At 67.5% G+C, this 26,641-nt stretch carries 20 protein-coding genes; 12 read left to right on the forward strand and 8 right to left on the reverse strand.

The window, feature by feature from the left end; genetic code table 11:
• The first annotated feature begins 561 nt into the window (after positions 1-561).
• From DID98_RS25550 to DID98_RS25560, 3 genes are all read left to right on the forward strand, one after another.
• Positions 562-2,142 (forward strand): amino acid permease, encoded by a 1,581-nt coding sequence (locus tag DID98_RS25550; protein WP_124571632.1) that lies wholly within the window; start codon positions 562-564, stop codon positions 2,140-2,142.
• 135 nt (positions 2,143-2,277) lie between these two features.
• Positions 2,278-3,546, forward strand: coding sequence for an FAD-binding oxidoreductase (locus tag DID98_RS25555; protein WP_124488686.1), 1,269 nt, complete (start codon positions 2,278-2,280; stop codon positions 3,544-3,546).
• A gap of 115 nt (positions 3,547-3,661) precedes the next feature.
• The gene (locus DID98_RS25560; RefSeq protein ID WP_044848780.1) at positions 3,662-4,336 is read left to right on the forward strand and encodes a TetR family transcriptional regulator; all 675 of its coding nucleotides are present in this window, start codon (positions 3,662-3,664) and stop codon (positions 4,334-4,336) included.
• Between the two features lie 139 nt (positions 4,337-4,475).
• Here the strand turns inward: DID98_RS25560 and DID98_RS25565 are convergent, their stop codons facing one another.
• Together DID98_RS25565 and DID98_RS25570 are read right to left on the reverse strand one after the other, a co-directional pair.
• Positions 4,476-6,299, reverse strand: a complete 1,824-nt coding sequence (locus tag DID98_RS25565; RefSeq protein ID WP_124523315.1) for a phospholipase D-like domain-containing protein — start codon at positions 6,297-6,299, stop codon at positions 4,476-4,478.
• A gap of 104 nt (positions 6,300-6,403) precedes the next feature.
• The gene (locus DID98_RS25570; RefSeq protein ID WP_124523317.1) at positions 6,404-7,162 is read right to left on the reverse strand and encodes a DeoR/GlpR family DNA-binding transcription regulator; all 759 of its coding nucleotides are present in this window, start codon (positions 7,160-7,162) and stop codon (positions 6,404-6,406) included.
• A 205-nt stretch (positions 7,163-7,367) separates the two neighbouring features.
• On the opposite strand from DID98_RS25570, the gene DID98_RS25575 reads away from it, so the two are divergent.
• The 3 genes from DID98_RS25575 to nadE all read left to right on the forward strand — a co-directional run bounded on the left by DID98_RS25575 (position 7,368) and on the right by nadE (position 9,803).
• Complete coding sequence (locus tag DID98_RS25575) at positions 7,368-7,553, forward strand: hypothetical protein (RefSeq protein WP_006752380.1); 186 nt, start codon at positions 7,368-7,370, stop codon at positions 7,551-7,553.
• 252 nt (positions 7,554-7,805) lie between these two features.
• Positions 7,806-8,675: a DMT family transporter gene (locus DID98_RS25580; protein ID WP_124488688.1), complete on the forward strand. Its 870-nt coding sequence runs from the start codon at positions 7,806-7,808 to the stop codon at positions 8,673-8,675.
• A 279-nt stretch (positions 8,676-8,954) separates the two neighbouring features.
• Complete coding sequence (gene nadE / locus DID98_RS25585) at positions 8,955-9,803, forward strand: ammonia-dependent NAD(+) synthetase (RefSeq protein ID WP_124488689.1); 849 nt, start codon at positions 8,955-8,957, stop codon at positions 9,801-9,803.
• 75 nt (positions 9,804-9,878) lie between these two features.
• On the opposite strand, the gene DID98_RS25590 is transcribed toward nadE, so the two are convergent.
• The 3 genes from DID98_RS25590 to DID98_RS25600 all read right to left on the reverse strand — a co-directional run bounded on the left by DID98_RS25590 (position 9,879) and on the right by DID98_RS25600 (position 14,125).
• Entirely contained in the window at positions 9,879-11,555 is a 1,677-nt protein-coding gene (locus tag DID98_RS25590; RefSeq protein WP_124488690.1) for a S10 family peptidase, read from the reverse strand.
• A 73-nt stretch (positions 11,556-11,628) separates the two neighbouring features.
• Positions 11,629-13,242: a protease pro-enzyme activation domain-containing protein gene (locus tag DID98_RS25595; protein WP_124523319.1), complete on the reverse strand. Its 1,614-nt coding sequence runs from the start codon at positions 13,240-13,242 to the stop codon at positions 11,629-11,631.
• A 259-nt stretch (positions 13,243-13,501) separates the two neighbouring features.
• Positions 13,502-14,125, reverse strand: coding sequence for a LysE family translocator (locus DID98_RS25600; protein WP_124488692.1), 624 nt, complete (start codon positions 14,123-14,125; stop codon positions 13,502-13,504).
• A 134-nt stretch (positions 14,126-14,259) separates the two neighbouring features.
• Here DID98_RS25600 and DID98_RS25605 point away from each other — a divergent pair, with 134 nt between their 5' ends.
• On the forward strand, positions 14,260-14,724 hold the full coding sequence (locus tag DID98_RS25605) for an Lrp/AsnC family transcriptional regulator (RefSeq protein WP_044848788.1): 465 nt from the start codon (positions 14,260-14,262) through the stop codon (positions 14,722-14,724).
• A gap of 68 nt (positions 14,725-14,792) precedes the next feature.
• On the opposite strand, the gene DID98_RS25610 is transcribed toward DID98_RS25605, so the two are convergent.
• On the reverse strand, positions 14,793-15,704 hold the full coding sequence (locus DID98_RS25610) for a LysR family transcriptional regulator (RefSeq protein WP_124523321.1): 912 nt from the start codon (positions 15,702-15,704) through the stop codon (positions 14,793-14,795).
• A 150-nt stretch (positions 15,705-15,854) separates the two neighbouring features.
• Here DID98_RS25610 and speB point away from each other — a divergent pair, with 150 nt between their 5' ends.
• Positions 15,855-16,811: an agmatinase gene (gene speB / locus DID98_RS25615; RefSeq protein WP_124488694.1), complete on the forward strand. Its 957-nt coding sequence runs from the start codon at positions 15,855-15,857 to the stop codon at positions 16,809-16,811.
• A gap of 53 nt (positions 16,812-16,864) precedes the next feature.
• Entirely contained in the window at positions 16,865-18,190 is a 1,326-nt protein-coding gene (locus DID98_RS25620) for an MFS transporter (protein ID WP_124523335.1), read from the forward strand.
• A gap of 174 nt (positions 18,191-18,364) precedes the next feature.
• Here the strand turns inward: DID98_RS25620 and metE are convergent, their stop codons facing one another.
• Complete coding sequence (gene metE, locus DID98_RS25625; RefSeq protein WP_124523337.1) at positions 18,365-20,659, reverse strand: 5-methyltetrahydropteroyltriglutamate--homocysteine S-methyltransferase; 2,295 nt, start codon at positions 20,657-20,659, stop codon at positions 18,365-18,367.
• Positions 20,660-20,786: 127 nt separating this feature from the next.
• Here metE and DID98_RS25630 point away from each other — a divergent pair, with 127 nt between their 5' ends.
• The 3 genes from DID98_RS25630 (at position 20,787) to DID98_RS25640 (ending at position 24,569) form a co-directional block, all read left to right on the forward strand.
• A complete protein-coding gene (locus tag DID98_RS25630) occupies positions 20,787-21,695 on the forward strand; it encodes a LysR family transcriptional regulator (protein WP_124523339.1) in 909 nt (302 codons plus the stop codon).
• Positions 21,696-21,915: 220 nt separating this feature from the next.
• Positions 21,916-23,508 carry an inorganic phosphate transporter gene (locus tag DID98_RS25635; RefSeq protein WP_124488698.1) on the forward strand — a complete coding sequence of 531 codons (1,593 nt, stop codon included), beginning with the start codon at positions 21,916-21,918 and terminating at the stop codon, positions 23,506-23,508.
• A gap of 317 nt (positions 23,509-23,825) precedes the next feature.
• The gene (locus tag DID98_RS25640; protein ID WP_185500328.1) at positions 23,826-24,569 is read left to right on the forward strand and encodes a 2OG-Fe(II) oxygenase; all 744 of its coding nucleotides are present in this window, start codon (positions 23,826-23,828) and stop codon (positions 24,567-24,569) included.
• Positions 24,570-24,824: 255 nt separating this feature from the next.
• Here DID98_RS25640 and DID98_RS25645 read toward each other — a convergent pair whose 3' ends face one another.
• The gene (locus tag DID98_RS25645) at positions 24,825-26,249 is read right to left on the reverse strand and encodes a DHA2 family efflux MFS transporter permease subunit (protein WP_124488700.1); all 1,425 of its coding nucleotides are present in this window, start codon (positions 26,247-26,249) and stop codon (positions 24,825-24,827) included.
• Between the last annotated feature and the right edge of the window lie 392 nt (positions 26,250-26,641).

A 26,641-nucleotide genomic window follows, 5' to 3' on the forward strand; every position in this document is an offset into this window, starting at 1 on the left:
GTGCAAGCGGATGCGCAGCTCGGCAGGCCCGGTGCGCCGCACGGCGCATCGCGCAGCGCCGCCGCCGGAAACCCGGCCGGGCGGCGCGCCCCCGCCTCGCGAGGCACGATCCATGAGACACATTGTCGATGGCCACAAGTCCGGCCGCTATTGATATTAACTCACGACTTCATTCCCAAAACGCAACAACCCAGCAGGACGAATCCGCCCGTTTCGGCACCGGCATGGGACGTATCCAAGGCCGATGGCCGGGCCGCCGCGGCGGTCCCGATGCGCGGCAAGTTGATGACAAAGTTGCATCACCCTGTGCGGAAATATCGTTTGCGGCGCTTGCGGCCGGCACCCACAATCGGGGCGGCGTCGAGGTGCACCGCACCCGGCGCGCCGACGGCCGCCCAACGGGCGGCCGACGACAGACGAAGGCAACACGCGTCGCGGCCCGGCGGTCCCGGTCGATCCGGACCAGCCCCGCGAAGCAGTGCCGCCGCCCGGCCGGCGGCCGGCAACGCGCCGCCCTTCGTAACCAAAAAACAATCCCGGAGACAGCGCCCAGCACCCGCCATGCATTCAGATGCCCGCCCCGACTCGCCCCGTCCGTCCGGCTCGCCGCCCGCGCAGCCGTCCCTCCACCGCAGCCTGCAGGCGCGCCATCTGCGGATGATCGCGATCGGCGGCTCGATCGGCACCGGCCTGTTCGTCGCGTCCGGCGCTTCGATCTCGCAGGCCGGCCCCGGCGGCGCGCTGGTCGCGTACATGCTGATCGGCCTGATGGTCTATTTCCTGATGACGAGCCTCGGCGAAATGGCCGCGTTCATGCCGGTGTCGGGCTCGTTCGCGACCTACGGCGCGAAATTCGTCGACGAAGGCTTCGGCTTCGCACTCGGCTGGAACTACTGGTACAGCTGGGCCGTGACGCTCGCGGTGGAACTCGTCGCCGCGCAGCTCGTGATGCACTACTGGTTCCCGCACGTGCCGGGCGTCTGGTGGAGCGCGATCTTCCTCACCTTGATCTTCGCGCTCAACGCGCTGTCGGTGCGCGGCTTCGGCGAAGCCGAATACTGGTTCGCGCTGATCAAGGTGCTGACGGTGCTCGCGTTCGTCGGCGTCGGCCTGCTGATGATCTTCGGGATCATGCAGGGCGGCCCGAGCGCGGGCTGGGGCAACTTCACGATCGGCGACGCGCCGTTCGCGGGCGGCTGGGCCACGATGCTCGGCGTCGCGATGATCGCGGGCTTCTCGTTCCAGGGCACCGAAATGATCGGCGTCGCGGCCGGCGAATCGGAGAACCCGCGCACGACGATCCCGCGCGCGGTCAGCCAGATCTTCTGGCGCATCCTGCTCTTCTACGTGTTCGCGATCTTCGTGATCGGCGTGCTGATTCCGTACACCGACCCGAGCCTGCTGAAGAGCGACGTGACCGACGTCGGCGTGAGCCCGTTTACGCTCGTGTTCCGCCACGCGGGCCTCGCGTTCGCGGCCGGCGTGATGAACGCGGTGATCCTGACGGCCGTGCTGTCGGCCGGCAACTCGGGCATGTACGAGTCGACCCGGATGCTCTACAACCTCGCGGTCGAGGGCCGCGCGCCGAAGCTGTTCGCGAAGCTGTCGCCGGGCGGCGTGCCGCGCAACGCGCTGTACGCGACGACCGCCGTCGGCGCGCTGTGCTTCCTCACGTCGCTGTATGGCGATAAGACCGTCTACCTGTGGCTGCTGAACACGTCGGGCATGGCCGGCTTCATCACCTGGCTCGGCATCGCGGTCAGCCACTACCGGTTCCGCAAGGGCTTCCTGAAGCAGGGCTACCGGCTCGACCAGCTGCCGTACCGGTCGAAGTGGTTCCCGTTCGGGCCGCTGTTCGCGTTCGCGCTGTGCGCGATCGTCGCGCTCGGCCAGGACTACCAGGCGTTCCTCGCCGACAGGATCGACTGGGCCGGCATCGCCGCGACCTACATCGGCCTGCCGTTCTTCCTCGCGATCTGGCTCGGCTACGCGCTGGTGCGCAAATGCCGCCTCGTCCGCTACGAGGACATGGAGATCGCGCCGTGGATCGAGCGCAACGCGGCGCCCGACGCCACGGTCAAGACCGACGCCGGCTATCCGGCCTACATCGCCGCTCCGGTCAACCCGACGCCGGGCGCATGATGCCCGGCCGCGCACCGGCCGCCGCCCGACCGCGGCGGCCGGTGCGCTGAACACCCCATTCGACGCGGCGCGCGCGTTCAGGCAAGATCGACGCGCGCCGTCCGTTTTTCCGTCGTCACGAGTCATCGAAAACGCATGCAGAACTTCTACGAAGCCACCGTTACCCGCCAGCCCTACCCGCAACTGACCGGCACGATCGACACGCAGGTCTGTATCGTCGGCGGCGGCCTCGCCGGCCTGTGCACGGCGCTCGGCCTCGTCGAGCGCGGCGTGCGGGATGTCGTCGTGCTCGACGGCGAACGGGTCGGCTTCGGCGCGTCCGGCCGCAACGGCGGCTTCGTGTTCGGCGGCTACAGCCTCGACAACGCGGACCTGCTGCGCACGCTCGGCCGCGACGAAGGCCGCCGCCTGTACCGGCTCACCGTCGATGCGGTCGACCTGATCCGCGCGCGGATTGCCCGCTACGGCATCGACTGCGACATCGTCGACGAGGGCGTGATGCTCGCCAACTGGTTCGACGATCCGTCGCGGCTCGATGGCGTGCGCACGCTGATGAAGCAGGAATTCGACGTCGACTGGGAACCGGTCGCGACCGACGCGCTGCGCGCGCGGCTGAAGACCCAGCGCTATTACGGCGGCCTGTTCGAGCCGAACGCGTTCCACTTCCATCCGCTCAAGTACGTGCTCGGCGTCGCGGCGGCCGCCTCGCGCGGCGGCGCACGCGTGTACGAACGCTCGGCCGCGCTCGGCATCGCGCGCGAGGGCGCCGGCTACGTCGTGCGCACGGCGCAGGGCACGGTGCGCGCGAAGGACGTCGTGTTCGCCGGCGGCGGCTACGCGCGCGGCGTGTCGCCGCGCATCGAGCGCGCGGTGCTGCCGATCGCGACCTACGTGATCGCGACCGAGCCGCTCGGCACGCGGCTGCCGGACGCGATCGACGCGCCGTACGCGATCTACGACACGCGTTTCGCGTTCGACTACTACCGGCCGCTGAAGGACACGCGGATTCTGTGGGGCGGCCGGATCTCGGTGCTCGACCGCGGCCCCGACGCGATCGCGCGGCTGCTGCGGCGCGACCTGCTGCGCGTGTATCCGCAACTCGACGGCGTGAAGGTCGAGTACGCATGGGGCGGGCTGATGAGCTACGCGCGGCACAAGATGCCGCAGATCGGCCGCGATGCGGACGGCGTGTGGCACGCGATCGCATTCGGCGGTCACGGGATGGCGCCCACCACCGTCGCCGGCGAAGCGCTCGCCGCCGCGCTGGCCGGGGAGCAGCCGGTGCCGGAAGGCTTCGCCGCGTTCGGGCTCACGCGCACGTTCGGTCTCGCCGGCCTCGCGGCCGCGCAGCTCACGTACACCGCGTACCAGGCCCGCGACGCGCTCGCGTCGTGCCGGCGCTGAGCGGCGACGGCCGCCGAAACCGCGCGGCCGATTAGAGCAGAAGGTCGGCCGGGCGGCGATTTCCCGCATGCTAGAATGATTTCTTCATGCCGCCGCGAACCCACAACAAAGTCACATGAAAGCTGGAAGCAAGGCCGCCACGTCCGAAAGCCGCGCGCTTGCGACCGATGCGCGGCGCAAATACGATCCCGAGCAAACCAAGCGCAACATCCTCGACGTCGCCACGCAGGAGTTTTCCGCGATGGGCCTCGCCGGCGCGCGCGTCGACGCGATCGCCGAGCGTACCAACACGACGAAGCGGATGCTCTACTACTACTTCGAAAGCAAGGAAGGCCTGTACGAGGCCGTGCTGGAGAAGGTATACGGCGACATCCGCGCGCTCGAGCAGGAACTGCACGTCGGCGACATGGAGCCGCGCGAAGGCATGCGCCGGCTCGTCGAATTCACGTTCGACTATCACGACAAGCATCGCGACTTCGTCCGCCTCGTGTCGATCGAGAACATCCACGGCGCGAAGTATCTCGAACAGCTGAAGTCGTTCAAGAACCGCAACGTCAGCATCATCAAGACGCTCGAGGAACTGCTCGAGCGCGGCGCGGCGAGCGGCGCGTTCCGCAAGGACATCGACGCGTTCGACCTGCATCTGCTGATCAGCTCGTTCTGCTTCCACCGCGTGTCGAACCGCTATACGTTCGGCGCCGCGTTCGGCCGCGATCCGTCGGCGCCGCGGCTGCGCGCGCGGCATCGCGAGACGATCGCCGATTCCGTGCTGCGCTACGTCGCCGCGTAAGCGCATCGCGCGGTTTCATCCGAAGGCCGGCGACGAGCGCTGAACCCGCCGCCCGGCCCTCTCCCGACCGGCACTACGACGCTTGCAACCGGCATGAGCCGGATTCACGCGGCGGGTCCCTTCAAGCCGCTCGCGCCGCTCAGGCCGCCTCAGGCCGAACTTCCGCCTCACGCCAGTCCGTCGGCGCCGACGCCAATGCGATCCGCGCCTTCTCTTCCGGGCTGCCCGCCACGTAATACTTCTTCGCCCAGCTCGAATCCGGTGCGAGCGCGAGGTGCCGTTGCGCACCGGCGCCCTGCCGTTGCGACTCGATCGACAGCGCCCGCGCGCGGTAGTGCTCGTAGAGCCGCAGGAATTCCGCGAGATAGATCGCCGCGATCCGCGCGTCGCGAATCTCCAGCAGGTTCTCGTCGTTGTACTGCTCGGAATTGCGGCTCATGTTCGCCGAACCCGTGTAGACGATCGGGTTCGCGCCTTCCGCATCGATCACGATGAACTTGTGGTGGATCACGACCGGCGGATAGGCCGGCGCCGGCTCGCCCGGAAAGAGGCGCAGTTCCGGCTCGAAACCCTGCGGCACCGTCGCCGGTGAAAAATACGCGGCGTCGATCACGTCGCGATGATCGCGCCGGCGATGGTAAAGCTCGAGATTCGCGAGCGTCGCCGCATCGAGCGGCCGGCCGTCGTGCTGCGCGGCATCGGCCTGCGTCGCGCTGCCGGCGTTGATGCGGTTCACCAGACCGAACATCATCAGGCCGCGGTCGCCGGCGGCAAAGCATGCGTCGCGCAGCGCCGCGTCGGTCGGCATGAACAGGCAGAACGACACCGAATGCTGCGCGGCCGCGATCGCGGCGACGATCGTATCGATCTCGGTGCGCTGCCCCGCCGGCTCCGGCGAAAACGCGACGCGCACCTGCGCGCTGCCGATCGTCAGCGGCTCGGACCAGCCCGGCGACAACTTCGCCGTCTCCGCGATCGTCGGATTCGCGGCCAGCGCCTGCGCACGCGCGTTGTACAGCGCCGCGAGCGCCGGCGAATCGAATGCGTGCAGCACGTTCGCCTGCTCCGTCAGCCCTTCGGTCGTGAAGTTCGCTGAACCGGTCAGCACGCGCGCCGGCGTCGGCGCAGTCGTCCCGTTCGCCGGTGCGTCGGTCACGATGAATTTGTCGTGCATGATGTGCGTCCTGTCGCGCGGCGCGCGCGTCGCGAGGCCCTGAAGCGCGTCGACGGCCGGCTGGTTCGGCGACGGCAGCGGCGGCTTGCCCTTGCGGGCGGTCAGGTGCGCGTCGTAGACGATCGCGAGCGACGCTTCGCCGTGCTGCCGTCCGAACGCCTCGAATGCGGGCAACGCCCACAGCGTGTCCGTCAGGTGATAGACGGCCGAGACCGCGCGCGACGCGGGGTCGAGCATCTCCGCGAACACCTGTTCCATGTCGTTCGCGAGCCACGTGCGCAGCTTCAACGCCTGGTCCGCGCTCGGCGCCGCATGCGGCGCGAGACCCAGCGCCGCGACCTGCTTCGCGAACGCCTGCGAGCTGACCACCGCGCGATTGAACCACGTGCCGACGCCGTCCACGATGTGCGCGGGCAGCACGACATCGCACACGCCGGCCTGCGCATCGAGCACCTTCAGGTTCTCCGGCGTGCCGACGACCGGATAGACGTCATAGCGGAACGACGCATCGCGATCCTGCGGATCGATGCGCGCGTCCCACCACATGAATTTCTGGATCGGTGCCTGGTCGGTCGGCGCGTCGCCCTGCGTGCCGGCGGCCGGGCCGTCGAACGTGAGCCGGTTCGGCAGCCAGCTGTTCGGCGCGCGCGTCTTGCCGTCGGCCGACCAGAAGCCCGGCGTGCGTCGGATCGCGAAGCCGAGGAAGTCGGTGCGCGAGGCCGCGTCGGGCCAGTCGAAAGCGAGGAGAACCAGGGTCGGGGAAAGATAGCTGCGTACGCTGACGGTCATTCTTTGCTCCTGCCGCGGCGGCCGGTCGAAAGGAATGAGTCAGTGTCGAAGGCGCATCTTCCCGTGCGATGACCGTTCGATGAACCTTGTATGTCGAAGCCGCGTCAGTCGCACACGAGCAGCTCGATGCCGCGCGCGGTCAGCGCGCGACGCACGGCCTTGTCCGGCGCGCGTTCGGTGACGAGATAGCGCGCGGCCGAGGCGCCGTTGATCCGCACCGGCGTCACGCGGCCGAACTTCGAATGGTCGGCGACGATGATCGCGGTGCCGGCCGCCGCGATCATCCGGCTGCGCACTTCGGCGGCGAGCCGCGAGTAGTCGGTGCAGTCGCCATCGGCCGTGATGCCGCCCGCGCCGACGAACGCGAAATCGACGTGGTATTGCGCGAGCTGCTGGATCGTATCGAGCCCGAACGTCGCATCCTCGTCGTCGGACAGTTCGCCGCCGAGCAGCGTCACGCGATTGCCGTTGCGCCGCGCGAGCACGAACGCGGTGCGCCAGTCGTTCGTGTAGATCGACAGCCGGTGCCGGTCGGCCAGCGCGAGCGCGACCGCATGCGGCGTGCTGCCCGAGTCGATCAGCACCGAGGCGTCGTCGGGCACGAATTCGGCCGCGCGTCGCCCGATCGTGCGCTTCGCTTCGGCATTCGCCGCCTCACGCTCGGACAGGCTCGGCTCGCGGCGATCCGCCGCCAGCGCGCCGCCGTGCGTCATCACGAGCAGGCCGCGCGCCGCGAGCGCGTTCAGGTCGCGCCGTACCGTCTCGCGCGACACGTCGAGCGAGCGCACGAGTTCGGCGACCGACAGCGCGCCCGATCGTCCGAGCTCCGACAGAATGTATTGATGACGTTGTTCCGCCAGCATCGCAATGCGCCCGAGGCGACTGGTAATGGGTAGGCCGACCATTGTATTACGGCCGTTTGACCGCCATTTGACGGCGGTGCGTCCGGCCGCGGCCACGTTTCACGAAAGCGAAATTCTGTATTGCCCGATGCGCGCGAATCGGCGTGGCAAGCGGTTGCTACACTCTGCGTTTCGCCGAACGACAGACCATCAAGGGGCTTGCGTCATGTACCGCAAAGGCAGTGTGCTCGAAATCCAGTTTTCGCCGGAACGGCTCAACGACGGGGCCGGCGATCCGTACTGGATCGACCTGACGCTCGACGAGGCCCGCCGGCTGTACGAACAGCTCGCCGCACGCTTCGCGACCGATGCGCGCGCGAACCAGCCGCTCGACACGTTCTCGCTCGACTGATCCCCGCTCCTCTGCGCGCGCCACGGCGCGCTTTCATGCCGCGGCGCCTTCGCCCGGACGGCCGCTAACCGGACGGCCGGCGTGCTGCCGTGCTCGTGGCGGATCACGCCCGCGGCCAACGTGCCGCGCACCGCTGCTGCATGCGTTCCGCACGCGCCACGCGCGAATGCAGAATCCGACAAGACGGCCACGCCGCTTCACCCGATACTGGCCGGCTCACGATTCGTCCGGCCGTATCGCGGCCCGCCACGCATGTTTACCTCGCTCGTCGCCGCGGCTTTCGTCGCGCTGTGGTCCACCGGCTTCATCGTCGCCCGGGCAATCAAGCCCTACGCCGACCCGAACCTGTTCCTGCTCGCGCGTTTCGCGGGCACGGCCGTGCTGTTCGGCGCGGTGGCGCTCGCCGCGCGCGCGCCGTGGCCGGCGCGCCGCGAATGGCCGCGCCACCTGATCGCGGGCGCGCTGCTGCAGGGCGTCTATCTCGGCGCCAGCTACTGGGCCGTCGCGCAAGGGCTGAACGCCGGCGTGATGGCGCTGCTCGGCGCATTGCAGCCGCTTGCCACCGCCGTGCTCGCGGTGCCGCTGTTCAACGAGCGGCTGCCCGCGCGCGGCTGGCTCGGGATGGCGCTCGGGCTCGCCGGCGTCGCGCTCGTCCTCGCACCGAAGGTCGCGGGCGGCGTCGCGCCGCCGGCGGGCGCCGCGCCCGCGTGGTTCGTCGTGACCGTGTCGATCCTGTCGGTCGGCTCGATCACCGCGGGCTCGCTGTACCAGAAGGGCAAGCTCGCGCAGAACGACCTGCGTACGGCCGTCGCCGTGCAGAACCTCGGCGCGGCGATCGTCGCGGCCGTCTTCGTCGTGCTGCTGCACGAAACGCGCTGGATCGGCGCACCGGCGCTGTGGATCTCGCTCGTGTGGGGCGTCGTGTTCCTGTCCGGCGGCGCGGTCACGATGCTGATGTGGATGCTGCGGCGAGGCAACGCCGCGCGCGCGACGTCGTTGCTGTTCCTCGCGCCGCCGCTCGCCGCGCTGCAGGGCTACCTGCTGTTCGGCGAAACGCTCGCGACCGTCCAGCTCGCCGGCTTCGCGCTCGCGCTGGCGGGCGTCGTGCTCGCGCGGCGCTGACGCGGGCGAGCGCGCGGGTTCGTCACCGCGCCCCGCCATGCGCGGCGTCGCCCCGCCGCCGGGCGCCGCGCCTCGTGGTTCGTCGTGGCGCGCCCCGCCATGCCTCGAAACGAAGCATCCGCGCGCACGCCGGGGGACGCCGCCCCGCGCGCCGCACCATGACGATGCATCGCGTCTCGCCGATGCAACGCGCGGCCGCCGGATCGCATGCCCGGCGCGGCGCCGGGCCGCGATTGCGCTTATGATGGGCGCCTTGCATTTCGTTCCGGAACCACCTTCATGACATCCGCCGATTACGCCAGCCGCCAACGCGCGATCATTGCCGAACTGAACGTCACGCCGCACTTCGACGCCGACGCCGAAATCGCCCGCCGCGTCGATTTCCTCGCGCAGTACCTTCGTTCGACCGGCCTGCGGACCTACGTGCTCGGCATCAGCGGCGGCGTCGATTCGTCGACGGCCGGACGGCTCGCGCAGCTGGCGGTCGAACAGCTGCGCGCCGGCGGCTACGACGCCCGCTTCATCGCGATGCGCTTGCCGAACGGCGTGCAGAACGACGAAGCCGACGCGCAACGCGCGCTCGCGTTCGTGCGCGCGGACGAAACGTTCACGGTCGACGTCAAGCCCGCCGCCGACGCGATGCTCGCATCGCTCGTCGCGTCCGGCCACGCATTCGAAAACCCGGCCCAGCAGGACTTCGTGCACGGCAACATCAAGGCGCGCGAGCGCATGATCGCGCAATACGCGGTGGCCGGCGCGCGGCGCGGCATCGTGATCGGCACCGACCACGCGGCCGAATCGCTGATGGGCTTCTTCACGAAATTCGGCGACGGCGGCGCGGACGTGCTGCCGCTCGCCGGCCTGAGCAAGCGCCGCGTGCGTGCGGTCGCCCGCGCGCTCGGCGGCGACGAACTGATCGTGATGAAGGTGCCGACGGCCGACCTCGAGGAACTGCGTCCGCTGCGCCCCGACGAGCACGCCTACGGCGTCACCTACGACGAAATCGACGATTTCCTCGAAGGCAAACCCGTCGCCGACAACGTGTACGAAACGGTGCTGCGCTTCTACGACGGTTCGCGCCACAAGCGCGCGCTGCCGTACACGCCGTTCGACTGGCCGGCCGCGTAAGCCGGCTCGTTCAGCCGCAACACCGCGCCGCGCGAACCCTGGCGGTTACGCGCGGCGCCTGCGCGACGGGCAGCGCTACGCGTGCCCGCCCGCCTTCTTCGCCTGCAGCGCGCGAATCCGCAGCCGCGCGCCCGTATCGCTGACCGTCGCGTCGTACATCGTCGCGAGATCGCGCTTGAGCGCGGTGCGCGAACCGCCGTCGAGATACACCATGTGCCCGGACGGATAGAAACGCGCGGACAGGTTCTGCCGCACCTTCGGATCCTCGAGCGGCATCTGCTGCAGGTCGATCACGGTCTGGTAGAACGGCGTGACGAAGTCGTAGAGGCCGTTCGCCGACAGCACCTTCAGGTCGACGTTCAGCGCCATCACCGCGGCGAGATCGCCCGCCGTGTAGAGGATCAGGTTCCCCTTCGCATCGATGCCCTGCTGCGCGCCGGTCGGGTCGATGTGGCTGAAGTCCCAGTTCCGGAACGCCTGGTCGTTCAGGTCCGTGAACGCGGAATTCGACGTGAACTTCAGCTGCTCGTTCAGGTAGCTGTTCCACATCGCCGTGTAGACGCCCGTCACGGCCGTCATCGTCGGATCGTTGCCGCCCGAGTTCGGGTCGATCTTGCCGGCGATGCCCGACGAGATCCCGGTCACGCGGCCGTCGTACGACCCGAGCGCGAGCCCCTGCGCGTGCAGCAGCGTCGTCAGGAACAGCGAATTGCCGCGCGTGTCGTAGCCCGCGATGTCGAGGCTCCACGACTGCAGCGTCGCCGTATCGATACCCGTGTATCGCGACAGCTTCTGCACGGCGGCCGGGTCCGCATGCGGAACCGTGCGCAGCGCCTTCAGGTAGTCGGTGCGCGCGAATTGCGCGACTTCCTCGACGAACGCGCCGAGATCGGTCGGCGCGGGCGTGACGCCGAGCTTCTTGTGATACCACGCGTCGGCCGCCGCGGTCGGCAGCGCGCCGACCGGGTTGCCGGCCTGCCGGTAGTCGAGGATCGACGACTGCAGCGTGACGCCGTTCAGGTCGACGCCGTCCTCGTGCAGCTTGTACGCGAGCACGCAGCTGCGCGCGGTGCCGTACGACTCGCCGAACAGGTACTTCGGCGAATTCCAGCGGTTGTTCTTCGTCAGGTAGCGCTTGATGAACTGCTTCAGCGAATCCGCATCCTGGTCGACGCCCCAGAAATCGCGGTTCTTGTTCGGCGCGACGGCCGCCGAATAACCGGTGCCGACCGGGTTGATGAACACCAGGTCGCTGTGGTCGATCATGCTGTCCGGATTGTCTTCCATCTGATACGGCGCGGGCGGCGTGAACCCCGGCATCGACGTCCTGATGCGCTTCGGCGCGAACGAGCCGAGCAGCACGAACACCGACGACGACCCGGGTCCGCCGTTGTAGAAGAACGTGACGGGCCGCGTTTCCTCCTTCGCGCCGTCGGCCGTGAACGCGACGTAGAAGAGCTTCGCGGCCGGCAGCGAGCTGCTCGGGTCGACCGTCACGAGGTGGCCGGCCGTCGCCGTGTACGCGATGCGCTTGCCATCGATCAGGATCGTGTGATGCGTGATCGCGGCCGCTTCGGTCGTGTCGGTCACCGAGTCGTCGGGACCGTTGCCGTACGCGACCGGATCGAAGAACGGCTGGTCGCGGCCGTGGCTCAGCGCGACCGGACTGATGGTCGGCGGCACGCCATGCGAATTGTGGTCGCCGTGATGCAGCGGATACACGCCGCCGGAAGATGCGGAATCGATGCCCATCGTGCTGCTCCTCGAGGTGAAAAAAGACGCGGGCAGGAAACCCGCGTCGCTTGGAAAGGCCGGTGCCGGCGCGTCAGCTCGACGGCTTGCGCGCGAGGATCGCCGCGAGTTTCGCGCCGTCGGGGCTGCCGAGGCCCGTGCACGCATCCCAGCCGGACGCGGCGGCATACGTGCCGTTCGAGCCTTTCGTGATGTCACGCAACGCGCCAGGATTCTTGTACAGCGCCGGGTTGATCCAGCCGGCCGATGCACTCGCCGCCGCACCGGCCGCCGCACTCGCCGCCGCATTGATCCGTGCGATCAGCGCGGCCCACAACGGCGCGACCGCGCTCGTGCCGCCCATCACCGCGACCGTGCCGGCGACCGACACCTCGTAGCCCGTCTGCGGCGATGCATCGGCGGCGACGTCCGGCACGCCGCGCTTCGTGAGCGGCGTGGTGCTGCCGTCGGCGAGCGTGACGGTCAATCCCTGCTGCCACGCCGGCAGGTCGAACAGCGTGCTGACACCGCCGCCGCCCGCGCCGCCGCCGGCCGCCTCGTCGTTCCACGCGACTTCGCTGCGAATGCCCTGCCCCGGCAGCGCATCGAGCTGCGTGCCGCCGCAGCCGAGCACGTACGGACTCGACGCCGGGAAGTCGACATGATCCGTGCCGTCCTGCAGCCCGTCGCCCGAGCCGCTGTCGCCCGACGCCGCGCATACCGTGATCCCCTGCGCGGCGGCCGCCTGCAGCACGCGGTTGAACGCATGCGCCGACTGCGCCTGCCAGATCGCTTCCGGGCCGCCCCAGCTGATCGAGATCACCGACGGCCGGTTGGTCTTGTCGGTGACGGCCGCGTTGACGGCCTGGATGAAGCCCGCGTCGCTGTTCGGCGCGAAATAGACGGCGAGCTTCGCGGCGGGCGCGATCGCACCGGCTATCTCGATGTCGAGCGCGACTTCGCCGTCCGGGCCGTTCGCCTCGCCGGTCGGCGCATTGCGGCCGGTGCCGACGTTCACGTCGACGAGCGTCGGCGGCGTCTTGATGCCGAGCCCGCGGAAATACTGCTGGATATCGGCTGCGCGATAGCCGCCGCCGAGTTCGACGATCGCGATGCATTGCCCTGCACCGTCGCCGGCCGGAAAGCCGTACAGCGACGCGAGCTGGATCGGCGTGAACGTGACGGCGGGCGCGCCGCGCGCGGGCTGGAACGGCGGACGCAGCCGGAAATGCGGCCGCGCCTGCGGACGGCTGTCGAGGCCGAGCACGGCCGTGACGGCATCGCCGAGCTCGTCCGGCAGCGCGATCGGGCCCGAGCGGCCGCGGTACTGGCCGATCGAACGATGCTCGAAACGCTCGAGCTTCACGCTGAATGCCGCTTCGAACTGCTGGATCGAGCCGGACAGCACGACGACGCTTTCGACCGGATCGACGCGATCGACCGTGAGCTGGTGACGGCGCGCGAAGTCCTCGGTCTTGCGAATGTCGTCGGGATTGGCGGAGAAACGCTGCGCGAACGCTTCGCGCGACAGCGGTTTCGCCTGTGCGTCGCCGGTGGCGAGCTGCTGGACCAACGTGTCGAGTTGCCCTTCTTCCTGCCGCCGCAACATGATCGTGACGTGGATACGTTCTGCCGGATCGCAGGGGCCGAGACACTTCGACTCGGCGACGATTCGGGGTTCACGGTCGGCGTGAAGATGCCTTGCCATGTTCAGACCCTCCTTGGTACCGCGTTGCACGGAACAGCCAGGAAATCGGACATAGCCGGCGGAAGTCGGTTCCGTTCGGTCAGTCGGTTCGCGAAAGCGCGAAGCTGAAGGGAGTTTAGATCAGTCAGACGATTTACGCGCACGCCCTTCCACCCCAACGCATGCGCGCGAAGCCCGGCATGGCGCGCGGCCCGCGTTCGGCAGCGCATCGCGGCCGCGCGGCAAGTCGAGCCGCGCGGCCGTGATGCAATGCAGCAGCTCAATCCATCGACAGGCGCAACGCGAACCCGATCAGCGCCGCGGAAAACGTCCAGCGCTGGACCGTCTGCGCGAGCGGATGCGCGCGCATCCACGCCGCGATGCGCGACGCGCCGAACACGCATGCGAGGTCGAAACACACGCCGGCGGCGACGAGCAGCGCGCCGAGCTCGAACATCTGCCACACGACGGGCCCTGCCTCGGGGCGCACGAACTGCGGCAGCAGCACCGAGCAGAACAGCAGTGCCTTCGGATTCAGCAGGTTCGTCAGCAGCCCCTTGAAGAACGACTGCCGCAGTTCGCCCGGCGCCGCCCCATCGCCGTCGCCGAGCGCGAACACCGGCGAGCGGAACACCTGGATCGCGACGTAAGCGAGATAAAGCGCGCCGCCGTAGCGGATCACTTCATACAGCCACGGTGCGCTGCGGATCAGCGCCGCGACGCCGCAGGCGGACAGCGTCACGTGCGCGGTGCGCGACAGCGACAGGCCGGCCGCCGCCGCCATGCCCGGGCGCACGCCGCGGCCGATGCTGGTCTGCAGCACGAGCGCCATGTCGGGCCCGGGCACCGCGTAGATGGCCGCCAGCGCGGCGAGATAAATCAACAGCAAATGCGTGGAAATCATGGTCTGCCCCCGTTCTTCAGTGACGATATGTTGCCGCTGAAGGGAGAGCGATTATTGGCCATCTTTGGCTCGAAATTGGCGATACATAGCGGAATCCGCCAAAATCACGGAATTTAGACAAGGATTCCGCCAACATGACCGAACTCGACAAAACCGATCGCGCGATCCTCGCCGCGGTGCAGCGCGACGGCCGCCTGCCGATCGCGCGTCTCGCCGATTCCGTCGGCCTGTCCGAGACGCCCTGCGCACGGCGCCTGAAGCGTCTCGAAAACGACGGCTACATCGAGCGCTACCGCGCGCAGCTGTCGCGCCAGGCGCTCGGCTTCGGCGTCGTCGCATTCGTGCTCGTGCGGTTCGCGACGCACGACCGCAAGGTCGCCGACCGGTTCGAACGGGAAGTGCTCGGCATCGAGCGGATCCTCGCGTGCCACAACGTCGCGGGCACGGCCGACTACCTGCTGCAGGTGGTCGCGCGCGATCTCGACGACTACGGTACGTTCCTGCGCGACTCGCTGCGGATGCTGCCGGGCGTCACGTCGATCGAATCGGCGTTGTCGTTGCGGGAGGTGAAGCACGATGCGGGGTTGCCGGTGCCGTGATGCGGGCAGTGGATCGCTCCGGCGTGACATTCGTTCACGTTGCCGCCCTCAGGCGACCTCACGCGACCTCACACGACATCGGGCTTTTGATGCGCGCGCTCGAGATCCTCGAGAAACGCTTCGACGAGCGGATCGCCGCGCCCGTCGCGCGCCACGACCATGTGGAACGTGACGTCGTAGTGCAGTTGGTCCGGATTGAGCGGCGCAAGCAGCCCCTGCGCGACATACGGCGCCGCAAAGTGCTGCGGCAGGTAGCCGAGGTGATGGCCTGACAGGATCAGCAGCGCGACGGCCTCCATGTTGTCGGCGGTTGCCGTCACGCGATCGGGCGTCGTCGACATCTGCGCCTCCGGCAGCGGATACGAGCGCCACGCCCATTCGAATCCCGCGACGTCGGCCGGCGTCAGCGCGCCGGCGCGTTCGAACAGCGGATGGCCGCGCCCGCAGTACGCCACCTGCCGCTCGATGAACAGCGGCGTGTAGTGCAGCGACGGCACGCGGTGCCAGAAATAGCCGACCGCGATCTGGATCTCGTTGCTCAGCAGCTTTTCCTCGAGATCGCCCGGCGCGCGCACCGAGATCGAGAAGCGCACGGCCTCGTCGCGCGTGCGGAACGCGGCGATCGCCTCGGCGATCCGTGCGTTCTGGCTGACCGGCGTATGGCCGATCAGGCCGATGTGCAACGTGCCGACCAGCTGGCGGTCCATGTGCCGCGCCGCGATCCCGAATTCGTCGAGCGCGGCGAGCAGCTTGCGGCTCATCGCGTGGAACCGCTCGCCTTTCGGCGTGAGCCGGAAGCCGCTGCGGCCGCGCTCGCAGAGCCGGTAGCCGAGCCGTGTCTCGAGCGACGACAGCTGCGCGCTGATCGTCGACTGGCCGACGTTCAGGATCGCTTGCGCGGCCGACACGCCGCCCGCGTCCGTGACCGCGAGAAACACGCGGATCAACCGCAGATCGAGGGTCGACAGATTCCCCAGCACGCTATTCCCCTTTTGTTCCCCTTCCATACATCGATGAAAATCGATGTTTACGTCGATATCTTCGCATTCTTCTTTCCGGCCGGACGCGTAAAACTATGTGCCAGGCCGCGTCGAATGATACGGCAACCCCACATCGGAAGAGACAAGCCCATGAACGACCACACCCATTTCCAGCCGCTCGGCGGCAATGAAATGCCGCGCAGCGGCGGCATCGCGACGATGATGCGCCTGCCGCACGTGGCGAGCGCAGCCGGCCTCGACGCCTGTTTCGTTGGCGTGCCGTTCGACCTCGGCACCTCCAACCGCACCGGCGCGCGCTTCGGCCCGCGCCAGATCCGCACGGAATCCGTGCTGCTGCGCCCGTACAACATGGCCACGCGCGCCGCGCCCTTCGATTCGCTGCAGGTTGCCGATATCGGCGACGTCGCGATCAACCCGTACAACCTGCACGATTCGATCGCGCGCATCGAGGCTGCATACGACGCGATTCTCGAGCACGACTGCAAGCCGGTCACACTCGGCGGCGACCATACGATCGCGCTGCCGATCCTGCGCGCGATCCACCGCAAGCACGGCAAGGTCGCATTGATCCACGTCGATGCACACGCCGACGTGAACGACACGATGATGGGCGAAAAGATCGCGCACGGCACGCCGTTCCGCCGCGCGGTCGAGGAAGGCCTGCTGCACGGCGACAAGGTCACTCAAATCGGCCTGCGCGGCACCGGCTACGCGGCCGAGGATTTCGACTGGTGCCGCGAGCAGGGCTTCCGCGTGGTCCAGGCCGAGGAATGCTGGAACAAGTCGCTCGCGCCGCTGATGGAGGAAGTGCGCGCGCGCATCGGCGACACGCCCGTCTACATCAGCTTCGACATCGACGGCATCGACCCGGCCTACGCACCGGGCACCGGCACGCCGGAAATCGCGGGCCTCACGGTGCCGCAGGCGCTCGAGATCATCCGCGGCGCGAAGGGGCTGAACATCGTCGGCTGCGATCTCGTCGAAGTGGCGCCGCCGTACGACCCGTTCGGCACCACGGCCCTGCTCGGCGCGAACCTCGCGTACGAGCTGCTGTGCGTGCTGCCCGGCGTCGCCTATCGCGACTGATCCCGGCACGCGACCCATTCCAAATCAGAGAATTACAGAGGAGCACATAACAGATGGGGACTGCCATCAAGCAACCGAAGCGGGCGGCGCTCGCTTCGTTCGTCGGCACCACGATCGAGTGGTACGACTTCTATAGCTACGCGACCGCCGCCGCCATCGTGTTCGGGCCGCTGTTCTTCCCCGGTGAAAGCCGTTTCGTCAGCCTGCTCGCGTCGTTCGGCTCGTTCGCGGTCGGCTTCTTCGCGCGGCCGCTCGGCGGCGTGATGTTCGGCTATCTCGGCGACCGCTTCGGCCGCAAGCGCTCGCTGCTCGCGACGCTGATGCTGATGGCCGTGTCGACGGTCGCGATCGGCCTGCTGCCGACCCATGCGCAGGCCGGTGTGATCGCGCCGATCCTGCTGGTGCTGATGCGCGTGCTGCAAGGCATCGCCGTCGGCGGCGAATGGGGCGGCGCGGTGCTGCTCGCCGGCGAGCATGCGCCCGAAGGCAAGCGCACGTTCTTCGCGTCGTTCGCGCAGCTCGGCAGCGCGAGCGGCCTGATCCTGTCGATGCTCGCGTTCGGGGCGATCAGCACGCTGTCGAAGGACGACATGATGAGCTGGGGTTGGCGCGTGCCGTTCCTTGCGAGCGCCGTGCTGCTGGCGGTCGGCTTCGTGATCCGCGCGAGCGTGTCCGAGTCGCCCGAGTTCGAGGAAGTCAGGAAGAGCGGCAACATCGCGCAAAAGCCGCTGCGTGAAGCGCTCAAGTACTGGCCGCTGCTGCTGCTCGCGATCGGCGCGAACGTGTACGGCATCGCCGGCGTGTATTTCAGCAACATCTTCATGATCAGCTATGCAACGCAATTCCTGTCGCTCGACCGGTCGATGGTGCTGCATTGCATGACGATCGTCGCGGTGCTGCAGTTCGTCGTGCAGCTCGCCGCCGCGTTCCTCGCGCAGCGCTTCGGCACGACGCGCGTGCTGCTGATCACCGGCGCATGGGCCGCAATCGTGCCGTTCGTGATGCTGCCGCTCGTGCACCTGGGCACGCCGCTGTCGATCACGGTCGGCGTCGGCCTCGCGACGCTCGCGGAATCGGGCTACTACTCGGTGGTCGCGGGTTTCGTCAGCGGGATCTTCATCGCGCGCATCCGCTACACGGCGATTTCGATCGCGTACCAGGTGTGCGGCGCGCTCGCCGGCGGTCTCACGCCACTCGTCGCCACGCTGATCGCGCAGAACACCGCGCCGCAATGGTGGCCGCTCGCGATCCAGTACACGAGCGCCGCCGTGCTGTCGTCGGTGTGCGTGTGGCTGATCTCGCGCCGCGTCAGCATCGACGATGCCGGCGCGCCCGGCAGGGCGGACGAAGCGCTGCCGCGCGGTGCGCGTACCGCGTAACCTCACGCAAACGAGGCAGGCAACATCGCCTGCCCGTTTGCATCGGGCGTCGGGCGATACGCCGCTACCCCCGCCTCGCCCCGAACATTCATTGCGACAAACGGCCCGCACATGCGGGCCGCTTGTTTGCTGCCCGATCGTCGATCGGGACGGCCGGCGCGCAGCGTTCGCGCGTCATTGCACCTTGCTGCGCAGCGTCTTCGCCGCGGCGACCATGTTCGTCAGCGCCGGAAGCACTTCCGCCCACTGACGCGTCTTCAGCCCGCAGTCCGGGTTCACCCACAGGCGCTCCGCCGGAATCCGCTCCGCCGCCTTCTTCATCAGGCCGACGATGTGATCCTGCGTCGGGATGTTCGGCGAATGGATGTCGTACACGCCCGGCCCGATCTCGTTCGGATACCTGAAGCTGTCGAACGCGTCGAGCAGCTCCATGTCCGAGCGCGACGTCTCGATCGTGATCACGTCCGCATCCATGTCGGCGATCGACGCGATGATGTCGTTGAACTCCGAATAGCACATGTGCGTATGAATCTGCGTATCGTCCCGCACACCGTTCGCGGCGATGCGGAACGACTCGACCGCCCACTTCAGGTACGCGCCCCATTGCGCGCGACGCAGCGGCAGCCCTTCGCGCAGCGCGGCCTCGTCGATCTGGATCACGCGCACGCCGGCCTGCTCGAGATCCAGCACTTCGTCCCGGATCGCGAGCGCGAGCTGATGGCACGACACCGAACGCGGCTGGTCGTCGCGCACGAACGACCAGTTCAGGATCGTCACCGGGCCGGTCAGCATGCCCTTCATCGGCTTGTTCGTCAGCGACTGCGCGTACGTGATCCATTCGACCGTCATCGCCTTCGGGCGGCTGATGTCGCCGAACAGGATCGGCGGCTTCACGCAGCGCGAACCGTACGACTGCACCCAGCCGAACTGGCTGAATGCGTAGCCGTCGAGCTGCTCGCCGAAGTATTCGACCATGTCGTTGCGTTCGGCTTCGCCGTGCACGAGCACGTCGAGCTCGAGCGATTCCTGTTCGCGTACGCTGCGCGCGATTTCCGCCTGCATCGCCGCGCGGTAGCCGGCTTCATCCAGCGCGCCGGCCTTGAACCGGCTGCGCGCCTGGCGGATCTCGGCAGTCTGCGGGAACGAGCCGATCGTCGTCGTCGGGAAGGCCGGCAGGTTCAGGCGCGCCGACTGCTTCGGCGCACGCTGCGGGTACGGGCTCGCACGGTTGCCGAGCTGCGCGTCGATGCGCGCGATCGCGGCCTTCACCGCCGGGTTGTTCACGCGCGGCGAGCGACGGCGCGAGCCGATCGCGGCCGCGTTCGCGGCGAGCGCGTCGGCCACCTCGTCGCGGCCTTCGTTCAGCGCGGTCGCGAGCAGCTTCAGTTCGTCGAGCTTCTGCAGCGCGAATGCGAGCCACGAGCGGATCTCCTCGTCGAGCGTCTGCTCGCTCGCGAGATCGACCGGCACGTGCAGCAGCGAGCACGATGGTGCGAGCCACAGGCGCTCGCCCAGTTGCTTCGCGAGCGGCTCGAGCCAGTCGAGCGCCGCGTTCAGGTCCGTCTTCCAGATGTTGCGTCCGTTGATCGCGCCGACCGACAGCACGCGCCCGGCCGGCAGTTCGCGCACGAGTGCGTCGATTTCGTCGCGGGCGTGGATCGCGTCGACATGCAGGCCGTCGACCGGCAGCGAGGCCGCGAGCGCCAGGTTGTCCTGCAGCTGGCCGAAATACGTCGCGAGCAGCAGCTTGATGCGGCGCGTCTCGAGCGCGTCGTATGCCGTGCGCAGCGCCTGGCGCCAGGCGGCGTCGAGCTCGGTCACGAGGATCGGCTCGTCGATCTGCACCCATTCGACGCCTTGCGCGGTCAGCGTGTCGAGCAGCGCGCCATATACCGGCAGCAGCTTCGGCAGCAGCGCGAGACGATCGGAATCGTCCTTCGCCTTGCCGAGCCACAGATACGTGACGGGGCCTAGGATCACCGGCTTCGCGGCGACGCCCTGCGCCTGCGCTTCCGCCAGTTGCTGGAGCAGGCGCGACGGATCGAGCGAGAAGTTCGTATCCGCATGGAATTCCGGGACGATGTAGTGATAGTTCGTGTCGAACCACTTCGTCATTTCACCGGCCGCGACTCCGCCGCAGCATGCCGCGTGTTCTTCCGCCGACTGCGCCGAGCGGCCGCGCGCGACGCGGAAATAGTTGTCGAGCGCATCGCCATGGAAGTCCTGCACGCGTTTCGGCAGGTTGCCGAGCGTGAAGCTCATGTCGAGCACCTGGTCGTAGAACGCGAAATCGCCGATCGGCACGAGATCGAGGTCGCGCTGGTCGTTCCAGTGGCGCTGGCGAAGTTCGGCGCCGAGTGCCTTCAGCGCGTCGCGCGACGACTCGCCCTTCCAGTAGCGTTCGAGACCGAATTTGAGTTCGCGCTTCGCGCCGATGCGCGGAAAACCGAGGTTGTGGGTCGTAACCATGAAGCTGCCGTCCTGAAGAAATAGTCGATCCGGCAGCCATCATAGGGATTTCATCCCATGAAATAAAATGGCATTATTTCATTCATCCATTAAATCTGTTCATGTATCTGTCGGGCAAGCGATACCCATGCTGGAACGATTCCATCTCGTCGTGATCCGCGAAGTCGAGCGCCAGGGCTCGTTGACCGCGGCCGCCAACGCGCTGCATCTCACGCAATCGGCGCTCAGCCATACCGTCCGGAAAATCGAGCAGCAACTCGGCACGCCGATCTGGGACCGCGAAGGCCGCGGCCTGCGGCTCACGCAGGGCGGGCAGTATCTGCTGAGGCTGGCGAACCGGCTGCTGCCGCAGTTCGAGCTCGCCGAGGAGCGCATGAAGCAGTACGCGAAGGGCGAGCGCGGCACGCTGCGCATCGGGATGGAGTGCCATCCGTGCTACCAGTGGCTGCTGAAGGTCGTGTCGCCGTACCTGTCGCGCTGGCCGGACGTCGACGTCGACGTGAAGCAGCGCTTCCAGTTCGGCGGCATCGGAGCGCTGTTCGGCCATGACATCGACGTGCTCGTGACGCCCGACCCGCTGAACAAGCCGGGCCTGCGCTTCGATCCCGTGTTCGATTACGAACAGGTGCTGGTGGTCGCGGACGCGCACCGTTTCGCGAACGCCGACTACGTGACGCCCGAGCAGCTGACCGACGAGATCCTGATCACCTACCCGGTCGAGACCGACCGGCTCGACATCTACAACCAGTTCCTGACGCCGGCCGGCATCGTGCCGCGGCGTCACAAGTCGATCGAAACGACCGACATCATGCTGCAGATGGTGGCGAGCGGGCGCGGCGTGGCCGCGCTGCCAAGATGGCTTGCAGATGAATACGCGGACCGGATGCCGGTCGTGCCGGTCAAGCTCGGCAAGAAAGGGATCGCGAAACAGATCTTCCTCGGCATCCGCGAGGCGGATGCGTCGATCGACTATCTGGCCGCATTCGTCGCGCTGGCGCGTGAATCGACATGGAGCGCGCCGCGCATGCTGCGCTAGCGGCGCTCGCGCCGTGCGCGCTTCCCGCGGCCCGCATGCCGGTGCGCGGGCCTGTTCACGATATGGATGACGACGCGAGCCGGCACGACATGTCGCAATTCGACGTCACGGCACCCTCCCCTTACACATCCGTAAGACGATGATTCGACATCCCGACTGTCATCAAACTGACTGGTAGCGAAAGCTAGGATCGGACGCGGTTCCCTTACGAGATACCGTCATGAATCAACCTGCTTCGTCTGCACCGAACAATTCGGGTTCCGTCGAACGCACCAGGCAGGTCGGCTATGCCGTCTTTCTACTGGTGCTCGCGTTCGGCGCCCTCTATATCGCCACGCACCTGATCGCCGACCTGTCGCCGGTCCGCGAAGGCTCGCTGTTTCCGTACCTGATGCTCGGCGCCGCGCTGCTGATCGCGCTCGGCTTCGAATTCGTCAACGGCTTCCACGACACTGCAAACGCGGTCGCCACCGTGATCTATACGCACTCGCTGACGCCGAACGTCGCGGTGATCTGGTCCGGCATGTGGAACTTCCTCGGCGTGATGGTCTCGAGCGGCGCCGTCGCGTTCGGCATCCTGCAGTTGCTGCCGGTCGAGCTGATCCTGCAGGTCGGCAGCGGCGCAGGCTTCGCGATGGTGTTCGCGCTGCTGATCGCCGCGATCGTGTGGAACCTCGCGACCTGGTATTTCGGATTGCCGTCGTCGAGCTCGCATACGCTGATCGGGTCGATCATCGGCGTCGGTCTGATGAACCAGCTGATGCACGGGCCGTCGGGCACGAGCGGTGTCGACTGGGCCCAGGCGCTCGGCGTCGGCAAGTCGCTGCTGTTCTCGCCGATCGTCGGCTTCCTGTGCGCGGCACTGCTGCTGCTCGTGCTGAAGGCGCTCGTGCGGGTTCCGGAGTTGTACAAGGAGCCGCCGAAGGATCAGCCGCCGCCGTTCTGGATTCGCTGCCTGCTGATCCTGACCTGCACGGGCGTGTCGTTCGCGCACGGGTCGAACGACGGGCAGAAAGGGATGGGCCTCATCATGCTGATACTGATCGGCACGGTGCCGACCGCGTATGCGCTGAACAAGGCCGTCACGCCGGCCGAAACGCAGACCTTCGTCGCCGTCGCGAACCAGGCTGCCGCGACGTTCGGGAAGTACACGAACGGCGTCGCGCCGTCCGCGAACCCGCGTGCCGACGTCGAACACTACGTGCAGCATCGTGAACTGACGCCCGCGGTGCTGCCGGCCGTGCAGCAGTTGTCCGCGTCGCTCGCGAACGCGGTCGGCGCGTCGGGGTCGATGGCGGCGGTGCCGCAACGCGACGTCGACAACGTGCGCAACACGATGTATCTGGTGTCCGAAGCCATTCGCCTGATCGAGAAGTCGGGGCAGCCCGCGTTCGCCGCCGACGACAAGCTCGCGATCGACAACTATCGCAAGCAGCTCGACCACGCGACCAAGTTCATTCCGACCTGGGTGAAGGTGGCTGTCGCGATCGCACTGGGCCTCGGCACGATGGTCGGCTGGAAACGGATCGTCGTGACCGTCGGCGAGAAAATCGGCAAGCAGCATTTGACGTATGGGCAGGGCGCGTCGGCCGAAGTCGTCGCGATGCTGACGATCGGCGCCGCCGACGTGTACGGGCTGCCCGTGTCGACGACGCACGTGCTGTCGTCGGGTGTCGCGGGCACGATGGCGGCGAACGGATCCGGGTTGCAGTGGAGCACGGTGCGCAGCCTCGCGCTCGCGTGGGTGCTGACGCTGCCCGCGTCGATCGTACTGGCTGGCGGGCTCTACTGGTTGTTCCGGTCGGTGGCTTGATCGGGGAAGCGGCGCGTGGCCGGTGAAAACCGGTCGCCTGCCGTGGAAGGTTCCTCAGTCGCTTCTCCGCTTCTGCGCTTCTGCGCTTCTGCGCTTCTGCGCTCCGACACATCGCGGCAACCGATGTGCCCGTGCCGCATTCCCAACCTTTCCCTCCCCCTTCCGAATTGAAGCGCAAGATCTGGAGCGCGCCAGCACGCGGACGCCGCTAGACTGGGTTCATCGACTTTCATCGTGGCTTCAACCGTGCACGCGACGCTGGCGAGTATTTCGCGCGACCGTACGGCGCCACACTGCTGACGAACCGAGGGATGCCCGTGAATATCGCCGATCTGCAACCTGCCGTCGAATCGCCGGACATCGCGCAACGCGTCGACGCAATCGACTGGTCGACCGTCGATGTCGAGCTCGATCGCTACGGATGTGCGCGGGTACCAGGCCTGATCTCCACAAGCGAGTGCGATGCGCTCGCCTCGCTCTATGCGCGGGATGCACTCTACCGTTCACGCGTCGTGATGGCACGGCACGGGTTCGGGCGCGGCGAATACAAATACTTCGCGTACCCGCTGCCCGCGGTCGTCGCCGAGTTGCGTGCGACGCTCTATCCGCATCTCGCGCCGATCGCGAATCGCTGGAACCAGGCACTCGGGAGCGACGTCCGCTATCCGAAAGAGCACCGGACCTTCCTCGATCGCTGCCACGCGGCGGGGCAGACACGCCCGACGCCGCTGATCCTGCAATACGGGCCGGACGACTACAACTGTCTCCATCAAGACCTGTATGGCGAGCATGTCTTTCCGCTCCAGGTCGCGATCCTGTTGTCGGCACCCGGGCGGGATTTCACGGGCGGCGAGTTCGTGCTGACGGAACAGCGGCCACGCATGCAGTCACGCGCGGAAGTGGTGCCGCTCATGCAAGGCGACGCGGTGATCTTCGCCGTGCACGGCAGGCCCGTGCAGGGAACGCGCGGCGTCTACCGCGTCAACTTGCGCCATGGTGTGAGCAGAATTCGAAGCGGCCACCGCCACACGGTCGGCATCATCTTCCATGACGCACAGTGACGGCCCGCGGAACAAACATGACGCTGTCGCGCCATTCGGCACGCGGGCAGGGTCGTGCAACCGGCACCGCACGTCGGTGCTCGATGCTCGTTGTACCCTGGCGTCGCCGTACGGTCCGCTCATCGGCCGTGGTAACGGATAACGGGTTGTGCCGCCCGTCGGACCATCGTCGCCTCGACCGATCGATGTTTCAGGTGAGCAACGAAAAGCCGCCGCCCTCACCTGTCGCGACGCCAAGGCAACGCGAGATCCGGCCTACCCTCGGGCCACATTTGCCCGCAGGCGGTCGCCAGCATCGGAAGCCAGCCGCGCATAGCCCGGCAGCGTCAGCAGCGCGAGCACGCCCGCCGCAACGAACGCCCAGCGAAAATCGTCGAGTACGTAGTGCATGCCGGCCGCGTCGCCACGTACCAACGCCGCGAGCCGCAGCGACAACGCACCGAATGCGATCCCCATCCCGATCGTCATCTGCTGCGCGGCGCTCCACAGCGTGCTGGCCGCGCTCGTCTGCCGGGCCGGGATATCCGCATACGCCAGCGTCGCGAGCGTCGTGAACTGCATCGACCGCGTGAGCCCGTAGACGAATACGACGAACAGCGTGATCGCCAGCGGCGTCGACGCGGTCAGCCAGCCGCACGCGATCGTGAAGATTCCGACGATCGTCACGTCGACGAGCGCAACGCGCCGGAAACCGAAGCGGTCGAGGATCCACGACGTTCCCGCCTTCATCCCGAGATTGCCGAGCGCGCTCGCGAGCAGCAGCAGGCCGGACTGGAACGGCGACAGCCCGAAACCGATCTGGAACAGCAGCGGCAGCAGATAAGGCACGGCGTTGATCGCCATCCGCGTGATCGAGCCGGTGATCACCGTCACCGAGAACGTCGGCACCTTCAGCGTCGTGAAATCGAGCAGCGGGTGCGCGCAGCGTTGCGCGTGCATCCACGCGGCGATGCCGAACAGCACGCTCGCCCCCACCAGAATGCCCGCGCGCGTGAAGTCGACGTCCTGCTGGCCGGCCGCTTCGGTACCGATCAGCAGACAGGTCAACGCTCCGCCGGCCAGCACGAACCCGACCCAGTCAAGCGGCCGTTGCTCATCGGCCCGTGTATTCCGGACGATCAGCCAGGTACAGACGAGCGCAGCGATGCCGAACGGGACATTCAACAGGAAGATCCATCGCCATGACGCGTAGGTCGTGATGAAGCCACCGATCGGCGGCCCGACGACCGGCGCGACGATGCCCGGCCACGTAATCGTCGCGATCGCACGCATCAGCCTGGCCTTCTCAGTGCTGCGCACGACGATCATCCGTCCGACCGGCACCATCATCGCCCCGCCGACACCCTGCAGCAGTCGCGCGGCCGTGAACGTCACCACGCCCTCGGACAGCCCGCACAGCACCGACGCACCGGTAAAGACGAAGATGGCCGTGGCGAACACCGTACGCGAGCCATAGCGATCCGCGATCCAGCCGCTGATCGGGATGAACACCGCGAGCGCCAGCATGTAGGCTGTCATCCCGAGGCTCAACGCGTTCGGCCCGACGCCGAACGAGCGCGCCATCTGCGGCAACGCGGTCGCGATCACGGTCGTGTCGAGATACTCCATGAAGAACGTTGCCGCGACGAGGTACGGCAGGAAGTCGGTCGTCCGACCACCTTGGGCAGGGCTGTCAGTCATGAACGGTACAGGAGACGGAATGCGAGGATGCCGAGTTCCGGCAGGTGCAGACGAGGCCGGTAATCGGGACGAGTGGCGATATTACCCTGAAGGATTGATTTTCCGCTCTGTCGGGCATGTCGCGCGAATGGACTTTATGCGCATAGATTTTTATGACGATATTGCGCCGCGTTGGCCGAATGGTGCACACAAGCAGGTCGACGTGACACTTCGAGGGACGGATGGATCAAGCCGGGGGATTCCGCTGCAAAGTGGCATTTCCAGACAATTGCGGACCAACGTCACGCATCGTCGGCCAGTATGACGTCATCGTCATACGCCGCGACATTGACTGGTGCTGACAGACGGCGGATTGGTGTGATCTGGAGAAGGATGTACCGGGTAGATCTCGG

Origin of the sequence: Burkholderia sp. Bp8984 (assembly GCF_003853755.1) — a bacterium.
Taxonomy (GTDB): Bacteria; Pseudomonadota; Gammaproteobacteria; order Burkholderiales; family Burkholderiaceae; genus Burkholderia.

Coding starts and splice junctions, on each gene's coding strand:
- DID98_RS25560 (WP_044848780.1), top strand. CDS start 3,662: ATGAAAGCTGGAAGCAAGGCCGCCACGTCCGAAAGCCGCGCGCTTGCG.
- speB (WP_124488694.1), top strand. CDS start 15,855: ATGAACGACCACACCCATTTCCAGCCGCTCGGCGGCAATGAAATGCCG.
- nadE (WP_124488689.1), top strand. CDS start 8,955: ATGACATCCGCCGATTACGCCAGCCGCCAACGCGCGATCATTGCCGAA.
- DID98_RS25645 (WP_124488700.1), bottom strand. CDS start 26,249: ATGACTGACAGCCCTGCCCAAGGTGGTCGGACGACCGACTTCCTGCCG.
- DID98_RS25580 (WP_124488688.1), top strand. CDS start 7,806: ATGTTTACCTCGCTCGTCGCCGCGGCTTTCGTCGCGCTGTGGTCCACC.
- DID98_RS25605 (WP_044848788.1), top strand. CDS start 14,260: ATGACCGAACTCGACAAAACCGATCGCGCGATCCTCGCCGCGGTGCAG.
- DID98_RS25565 (WP_124523315.1), bottom strand. CDS start 6,299: ATGACCGTCAGCGTACGCAGCTATCTTTCCCCGACCCTGGTTCTCCTC.
- DID98_RS25590 (WP_124488690.1), bottom strand. CDS start 11,555: ATGGGCATCGATTCCGCATCTTCCGGCGGCGTGTATCCGCTGCATCAC.
- DID98_RS25620 (WP_124523335.1), top strand. CDS start 16,865: ATGGGGACTGCCATCAAGCAACCGAAGCGGGCGGCGCTCGCTTCGTTC.
- metE (WP_124523337.1), bottom strand. CDS start 20,659: ATGGTTACGACCCACAACCTCGGTTTTCCGCGCATCGGCGCGAAGCGC.
- DID98_RS25555 (WP_124488686.1), top strand. CDS start 2,278: ATGCAGAACTTCTACGAAGCCACCGTTACCCGCCAGCCCTACCCGCAA.
- DID98_RS25600 (WP_124488692.1), bottom strand. CDS start 14,125: ATGATTTCCACGCATTTGCTGTTGATTTATCTCGCCGCGCTGGCGGCC.
- DID98_RS25595 (WP_124523319.1), bottom strand. CDS start 13,242: ATGGCAAGGCATCTTCACGCCGACCGTGAACCCCGAATCGTCGCCGAG.
- DID98_RS25630 (WP_124523339.1), top strand. CDS start 20,787: ATGCTGGAACGATTCCATCTCGTCGTGATCCGCGAAGTCGAGCGCCAG.
- DID98_RS25570 (WP_124523317.1), bottom strand. CDS start 7,162: ATGCTGGCGGAACAACGTCATCAATACATTCTGTCGGAGCTCGGACGA.
- DID98_RS25575 (WP_006752380.1), top strand. CDS start 7,368: ATGTACCGCAAAGGCAGTGTGCTCGAAATCCAGTTTTCGCCGGAACGG.
- DID98_RS25550 (WP_124571632.1), top strand. CDS start 562: ATGCATTCAGATGCCCGCCCCGACTCGCCCCGTCCGTCCGGCTCGCCG.
- DID98_RS25635 (WP_124488698.1), top strand. CDS start 21,916: ATGAATCAACCTGCTTCGTCTGCACCGAACAATTCGGGTTCCGTCGAA.